This window comes from Kitasatospora sp. NPDC101155 (genome assembly GCF_044768305.1).
Taxonomy (GTDB): domain Bacteria; phylum Actinomycetota; class Actinomycetes; order Streptomycetales; family Streptomycetaceae; genus Kitasatospora.
Map to the genome: position 1 here is coordinate 33208 of NZ_JBIWPN010000060.1, position 6769 is coordinate 39976.

5 protein-coding genes and 2 pseudogenes are annotated in these 6769 nt (G+C 72.2%); 2 read left to right on the top strand and 5 right to left on the bottom strand.

Annotation, left to right across the window (positions count from 1 at the left end; all coding sequences use genetic code 11):
* Nucleotides 1–58 precede the first annotated feature (58 nt).
* The gene (locus ACIRYZ_RS41190) at nt 59–2914 is read right to left on the bottom strand and encodes an AAA family ATPase (protein WP_402953779.1); all 2856 of its coding nucleotides are present in this window, start codon (nt 2912–2914) and stop codon (nt 59–61) included.
* Between the two features lie 304 nt (nt 2915–3218).
* Here ACIRYZ_RS41190 and ACIRYZ_RS41195 point away from each other — a divergent pair, with 304 nt between their 5' ends.
* Complete coding sequence (locus tag ACIRYZ_RS41195; RefSeq protein ID WP_402953780.1) at nt 3219–3503, top strand: hypothetical protein; 285 nt, start codon at nt 3219–3221, stop codon at nt 3501–3503.
* 436 nt (nt 3504–3939) lie between these two features.
* Here ACIRYZ_RS41195 and ACIRYZ_RS41200 read toward each other — a convergent pair whose 3' ends face one another.
* On the bottom strand, nt 3940–4458 hold the full coding sequence (locus tag ACIRYZ_RS41200) for a hypothetical protein (protein WP_402953781.1): 519 nt from the start codon (nt 4456–4458) through the stop codon (nt 3940–3942).
* 6 nt (nt 4459–4464) lie between these two features.
* Complete coding sequence (locus ACIRYZ_RS41205) at nt 4465–4650, bottom strand: hypothetical protein (protein WP_402953782.1); 186 nt, start codon at nt 4648–4650, stop codon at nt 4465–4467.
* Between the two features lie 409 nt (nt 4651–5059).
* On the opposite strand from ACIRYZ_RS41205, the gene ACIRYZ_RS41210 reads away from it, so the two are divergent.
* Nucleotides 5060–5827 carry a hypothetical protein gene (locus ACIRYZ_RS41210; protein WP_402953783.1) on the top strand — a complete coding sequence of 256 codons (768 nt, stop codon included), beginning with the start codon at nt 5060–5062 and terminating at the stop codon, nt 5825–5827.
* Between the two features lie 221 nt (nt 5828–6048).
* On the opposite strand, the pseudogene ACIRYZ_RS41215 reads toward ACIRYZ_RS41210, so the two are convergent.
* Both ACIRYZ_RS41215 and ACIRYZ_RS41220 read right to left on the bottom strand, forming a co-directional pair.
* Nucleotides 6049–6183, bottom strand: a pseudogene (locus ACIRYZ_RS41215) (IS110 family transposase); the annotation flags it as partial.
* Nucleotides 6184–6240: 57 nt separating this feature from the next.
* Nucleotides 6241–6675, bottom strand: a pseudogene (locus tag ACIRYZ_RS41220) (IS30 family transposase); the annotation flags it as partial.
* Nucleotides 6676–6769 lie beyond the last annotated feature (94 nt).

A 6769-nucleotide genomic window follows, 5' to 3' on the forward strand; every position in this document is an offset into this window, starting at 1 on the left:
AAGGACCGGGGGAACTGTCTTCGGTCCGCTCCTCGGTGGTCTTGGTCCTCCGGGGAGGTCAGGTGGCACCGGGCAGGACGTGCCGCAGCTGGTGACGGCTCTCGATCCCCAACTTGCGGTAGGTGTTGGTCAGGTGGATCTCGACGGTCCGCAGCTGCACGAACAGGAACTTGGAGATCTCCCGGTTCGTGTGGCCGGTGGCCGCGAGCGTGGCGACCTTGCGTTCGGTGGCGGTCAGGCTGTCGACGCCCTTCCGGCGCGAGCGGGGCATGCGGCCCCCGGCCGCGGTGAGTTCGGCGGCGGCGTGCTCCAGCACGCCGGTGGTGCCGATGTCCTGGGCGAGTTGGACGGCCTCGCGCAGGGCGGTGCGGGCGGCGCCGGTGCGTCCGGTCCGGTGCAGCAACGCGCCCTGGTCGGTGAGGGCCCGGGCCTGGTCGTGGGGCGCTCCGTGGGCCCGCAGCAGTTCCACCGCCTCGGCCATGACGTCCGGCGCCGCACCGCCGGCCGTCCAGGCCGCGACGGACAGCGCGAGGCCGAGGACCCCGGGGGCGTGCTGGGTTCGCGCCCACTGTGCTTGCTCGAGGGCGAGTTCGCGGGCCTGCCCGTCCCGGCCGACCGACAGGAGCGCGCGGGCAGCCGAGGAGCGCCAGGGCAGCAGCGTGTCGGCGATGCCGAACTCCCGCATGCGCCGGCCGCATTCCAGGAGGTCCCGGGCACCGTCCTCGGTGTAGCCGAGCGCGGCCTTCAGCTCGCCGCGCGCGAAGAGGTGGGTGGCGCCGGCGAGGCCGCCGGGCAGGGCCTCCGGGACGCCGGCGCGTTCGAGTTCCGCGGCGGCCTCCTCGTGACGTCCGGTCAGCGTCAGCAGGTGGACCAGGCGGGCCCGGACCAGGGTGGCGAGCGGTCCCGAGGGGGCGGCGGCGCAGGCGTGCAGCGTCGCAGCGGCGGCGCGGGCGTCCTCCAGGGCGGCGGCCGGTCCCTCGGTCGCCAGGAGCAGCAGGGAGCGCAGGGACCGGGTGAGAGCCTCCAGGGGCTGGTGCCGCCCTCGGCGGGTGCGGATGAGCGCGGCTTCCAGCAGCGTGCCGGCCGACTCCGGCTGCCCAGTGTGGATCATCACGTCGGCCGCCCACAGGTGGGCCATGACGTGGGCGGGGGTGCTGGGGAACTCGGACCGCGCGGCCTGCTGCGCGTCCGCGAACGCGGTGGCGTTCCCCGCCTGCCGGTGCAGCCTCGTCAGGGCGGCCAGCGCCTGGGCGAACGCGCCGCCGCTGCCCGTGTTCCCGCCGACCGCCGGGGACCCGGGCAGCGGCGGGAGCGGGCCCCGCACCCCGCAGTGGGACAGCCGCAGGGCGAGGGCCGGGTCGGCGTCGCGCAGGTGTGGGCCGACGAGGACGAGGGCGGTCCGTTCGGCCTGGTCGGGCGGTGCGCCCAGCAGCACCAGGTCGAGCAGTCCGGGGGTCCGGCACACGGTGCGGCCGGCGTCGGGTGAGAGCCGGATCGCCTCGTCGAGGCTGGTGGCGGCCTCGGCCAGGTCGGTGCGGGTGGCGGCCTCGGCCAGTTCCAGCAGGAGCGCGGAACGGGGCTCGGGGGCGAGCGGCTCGGCCAGAGCACGACGCAGATAGCCGCACGCGGTGCCGGGGTCCCCGGCAGCCAGGCGGTCGGCGGCACCGGCCCGCAGGGCGTCCAGGGCCCAGGGTTCTCCGCTGGGCAGGGCGTGCACGAGGTGCCGGGCGACGGCGTCGGGCGCGGCGCCGCTCTGGTGCAGGAGACGGGCGGTCCTGCCGTGCAGCGCCTCGGCCTCGCTGGGGGCCAGGGCCGCCCTGACGGCCGTGGTCAGCACCGGGTGGCGCATGGTCACACCGGACGGGCCGGCTGCCAGCACACCGAGGCGCACCAGCCGCTCGGCCACCTGGGTGACGACCGGCCGACCGAGTCCGGTCAGCTCGGCGATCCGGGCCGGCGTGGCGGGGGACGTGAGGACGACGACGGCGCGGACGACGTCCAGCGCGTAGGGGGACAGCCGGCGCAGTCGGCCGCCCACGGACCGGGCCACGGAGTCGACCACGATGTCGGGCAGAGCGGTGGCGGCCCGGGCGTCGCAGCCGTGCCCGAGCTGCGCCAGGCGGGCGGCCAGTGCGGTGACCAGGTGGGGGTTGCCGCGGGTGGCGGCCAGGCACGCGTCGGTGAACTCCTCGTCGGGGCCGGCCCCGAGGTGGTGTTCGAGGACCGCGGCCACCGAGGGCCGCCCGAGCTCGCGCAGCGGCACCTCCCGCGTCTGGGTGAGCGTCAGCTCGGCCAACAGGTCGGTGCCGTGCGCCTCGGCGCCGGGGCAGAAGCTGAGGACGACGGTCACGGGAACGTCCTTGCAGCGTTCGGCCAGGCCCACCAGCCACCGCAGGGAATCCTCGTCGGCCCAGTGCACGTCGTCGACGGCCACCAGCAGCGGTCCTGCGGCCTCCGGCATGGCCAACCGGCCGAGGACGTCGTACAGACCGCGCAGCGCGGCGGTGCGGAGGGCGTCCTCGGCGGGTAGGCCGACCAGCATCGCCGCGGCCTGCCGCGCGATCGGGAGCCAGCGGCGCTGGTCGCCCGCCTGGCAGGCGGACCGCGCGAGCCGGCGCAGGAGTTCCAGCGGCGCGTCGCGGTCGGCGTAGCTGCACCGGGCGTGCAGGGCGGTGAACCCACGCTGCCGGGCCGCCGCGGCGGCGTCGTCGAGCAGGGCCGTGCGTCCGGTGCCGGCCGGCCCCGTGATCAGGAGGGATCCGCCGGTGCCGCGGGCGCCCTGCTCGAGGGCCTGGTCGAGGGCGGCCCGAGCGTGGTCGTACTCGCGCAGGTGCGGAACGGTGGGAGCAGTGGGCGCCGCGGCCGGTGGGTCACATGCGGCGCGGGAGGCCAGGGAACCGCCGAGGCGCAACACCGCAACTTCCTCCTCGGGAGTGCCTTCGTGCCCGTGCCGCTCGCGTCCGCGCCCGGCGTGGGCCTGTTCGTTCGCCCTGCCGGGCTGCCGTCTTCCGATGTCCTCCTTGCACAGAGGTTTACGTGACAGGAGACGGGGCGGGTTCACCCGGACGGTCGAGAGACAGCCGTGGCATTCCTCACAGACGCAGGGCGGTGCCACCGGAGACCCCCGGTACGGCGCCGTCCCTCCGGCCGAGCTGCTCATGTGGCCGTCGCTGTGGGCGGGCAATCCGCTCCCGGCGGGCGGCCTCCCGAGCTCGCCGGTGTCCGCGGCCTCAGGTGGGATCGGCGTCTCGAGTCAGGCCTTCGCCTGGGACGACACACCCATCACCACCGACCCGGACGGGTTCTACGCCTTCGTCACCTTCGTTACCCAGTTCGGCGACACCCCGAGGTCACCGGTGCCACCGACGGCCTCCTCCGCGCTCGAGATGAGCGCGCTGCTGAAGCGGGCCGACCTCGGCTGGCGCGCCACGGCGACGTTCGCCGCCGGGGAGTCCGCCTGGCGGCGGGAGCTCGCCATGACCGGCACCGTCCCTCACGGGTAAGAGCCCACAGGCCGTTTGACCCGCCGACGGCCGGCACGAGCACCGCAAGGGTGTGTCGCCCGCCCTCGGCACGCTTGCACCACCACCAGCCCGAGGTGAGTCGTCCGGCCGTCGAGGCCGGCGCGGCCCTGAAGCTCCGTACGCGATGGGGCCACGGGACATCACGCACCGCGCGGACCCATCAGCGGTCCCACTTCCTCGTCGCATTCCGCGCCTTCGGGGCAGCCAACCTTCGTCCTTCGGGCTCTTCCGCTCAAGCGGCGGGGCCTGCTGTGCGGCGTACCCGACACCCTGCGCCGGATCCCGCCGATCGAGATCCCGGCCGGCTGCAGCGTCAAGGCCACTGCCGGCTCCAAACTCAAGGAAGCCGTGAAGTAGCGGCAGCCACGGCCCGGGTGCCTGGTTGTTCCCGGGCCACCGCCGGCGCCGCAGGAGTTCAGGCTTTGGGCGATAGGGCGGCTGCAGCGGCAACCAGGTCGTCGAGTCGGCGGAACTCCCGCTGGTCCTCCTCGGCTTCCGAAGAGGACCACAGAAGGCAAGAGCCATCGTCCTTCTGCCGGATCAGCAGCTCGCCCGGCTCTTCACGGTAGGAGTCCTTCACCAGCCGCAGCGTCCACATCGAGAAGAACGGGAACATCTGCGCGAGCTTCGGCTCGGCTCGGAGGGCGGTAAGCAGGTCCCGGTATTGCGCGAATGTCGGGTCGCCGATCTGCAGGTCCCACATCACGGCCACCTGGTTGCCTTCGTCGTATCCCTGGCTCAGCTTGGTGTACGTCATGAAGGGGAAGCGCTGGGAAAGCTCGGTGAGGGTCGCGCCGTGCTTCCACGCCGCGAGTACCGTGGTGGTCTCGACGATGTCCGCGGTGATGCCGTCGGCCCAGCGGGAGAACCATCCCCGGTCGCTGTACAGCGAAATGTCGAACACGCGTTCTGCGGGCCGGAGGTTGACCTTCATCTGCCCTCACGGCGAGTCGAACTCCGCGACCGTCGGTGCCCAATCGGGCTCGAGGGCACGCAGTTCGTCGCCGAGAGCGAGACCGTGCTCGGCCGCGGTCGCGAGGATCGCGGCCGTGAGGCCCTCGTGTCGGGCGAGCTCCGGATAGTGCTCGGAGAAGTCCGGCGGGAGGCCGCCGATCACGTCGTTCATGGAAGAGTTCGTCCTTTCCATCCTGCTCGTACACGAAATACCTGTCCGGTGGGGCGGCCGCCGGAGAGAGCGGCCGCCCCACCGGACGCGAGAGTCAGTCAGCCCACTCGAAGATCCAGGCCCTCGGCGCCGTGGCGCCGTCGTGGTCATCCTCGTGCCGCCGGGCACCTGCCCGCCCGGCGGCGCCTCGTTCCACGGCCGCCCGCCCAGGCCGTCGGAGGCGCCGCACAGCTGAGGCGGCGTGGTGCCGGATGTGACAGGGGCGGCAGGACCGGGTTGTAGCACGTTGTGGCAGGATGCCGACTGCACGTAAGCGAAGCACCGTGCTCAACCGATGAACCCGCGGGGGGTCCTCTTGTCCATCGTCCGAACCGTCCCCAAAACTCCACTCACGGCCGGCGCAGCCGTCGTGGCCGCTGCGCTCCTGACCGGATGTTCCTCGGGACCGGGGCCTGTCCTTGGTGCGCCGGGTGGTGTCACCGCATCGACTGCCGCCACGACGGGTGGTTTCTCCTCCCCGGGCGCCGTCCCGGCAGACACGCCGACACTCAGCGCATCCGGCGCACCCGCGTTCGGCTCTCCCAGCAGCACACCGAGCGGCCCGCCGATCCCCACCGGCGCGTTCCTGCGCAGCCTCCTGCCGACCGCCGCCACCCTGCCGGCGGGCTGGACGATCGAGAGCGACGGCGGCGAGACCGACACCGGCACCTATGTCGATGATGAGCCCGGCGATCCGATGTTGCCGAAGGAAAGGTGCACCGAGATGCGTCTCGGTGGGGGCACCCTCACGCACGACCTCCAGGCCTCGGATGCGGAGAACCACGTCTCCGACGGCATGAACGAGGTGTTCGTCCGGCTGTCCGCCTACCACCCGGGCGACGCGGCCAAGGTGCTCGCCGAGATCCGGGACTACGCGGCACGCTGCAAGTCCTTCACGGGACAGTCATGGGACCACCCCCCGGTGCCGGTGCCGGAGACGGTGACCGTGCAGCCGGTACCGGGACTCGGCGAGGAGGCCATCGACATGAAGAAGGTGCCGACGGGCCCCTACCAGAGCGAGGAGATCATCGTAATCCGGCTCGGCGACCGACTGCTGAGCCTCTCGGGCAACAACATCGTGGAGCGGCTGCCGCACCTCATGGAACTGGCAACGCCGCTCTCGAAGACTGCCAGGTAGCGCACTCCGCGCGAGAGCCAGCCTCTGCCCACCCCAGTTCAGGGCAGCGCTCGGGAATCCAGAGCCGCCCCATCCCTACGATTCGGTGTCAGAACGACCGCTGACGCCGAGTCGCGGGGTGCGAGTTGGCCGCTGGCGGGTCACGTCGCGCCGACGCGGCGCAAAAGCAGGAACCCAGCGCCTGCGTCGTCGCTGCCGGCGAGTAGCGCGGGGTGGACGGCAGCCAGGACGGCGATGGCATGGGCCAGGTCACTATCGGCGGGCAGGGCTCGGTGGGCGTGCATGTCGGTGCGCAGGATGTTCGCCAGGACCAAGGCATCGCCCGGGTCGGACTTCTTGCGGGAGACGGCGTGCCGAAACGGCCCGCCGAACACGGCGGATTCCAGGGATCGTTGCAACACGTGGTCGGTTGATCAGGCCGCGAGCAGTGTAGCCAGACGCTCGGCTGGGGTGTCCCAGCCGAGCGTTTTACGTAGGCGGTTGTTGAGTTCGGCGGCAACGGAGTCCAGATCTTCGCGGGTGTGCCGGGACAGGTCGGTGTCTTTGGGAAAGTACTGGCGGAGCAGACCGTTGGTGTTTTCGTTGGAGCCCCGTTGCCAGGGGCTGGCCGGGCTGCAGAAGTGGACCGGGACGTTGGTAGCGATGGTGAACGTGCGGTGGGCGGCCATCTCAGAGTCCTGGTCCCAGGTGAGTGAGCGCCGGAGGTGTGGCGGCAGCGTCTTGATCGTCTCGGCCAGCGCGTCCCGTGTCGCGGTTACGTTGTGGCCGACAGGAAGGTGGACCAGCATCACGTAGCGAGTGGTGCGTTCGACGAGGGTGCCGATCGCTGACTTGTGGTCCTTGCCGATACTGACCTTGGCGCTTCGAGGTGATTGGCCTGTTTATGTGGCTGACTGATGCTCATCTGCGCGCTATGCCGTTGGTATGCGCTATGCGGATGGG

What these genes read in the sequence shown, in the direction of transcription:
- ACIRYZ_RS41205 (WP_402953782.1), bottom strand. Translation starts at nt 4,650, where the DNA reads ATGAACGACGTGATCGGCGGCCTCCCGCCGGACTTCTCCGAGCACTAT.
- ACIRYZ_RS41200 (WP_402953781.1), bottom strand. Translation starts at nt 4,458, where the DNA reads ATGAAGGTCAACCTCCGGCCCGCAGAACGCGTGTTCGACATTTCGCTG.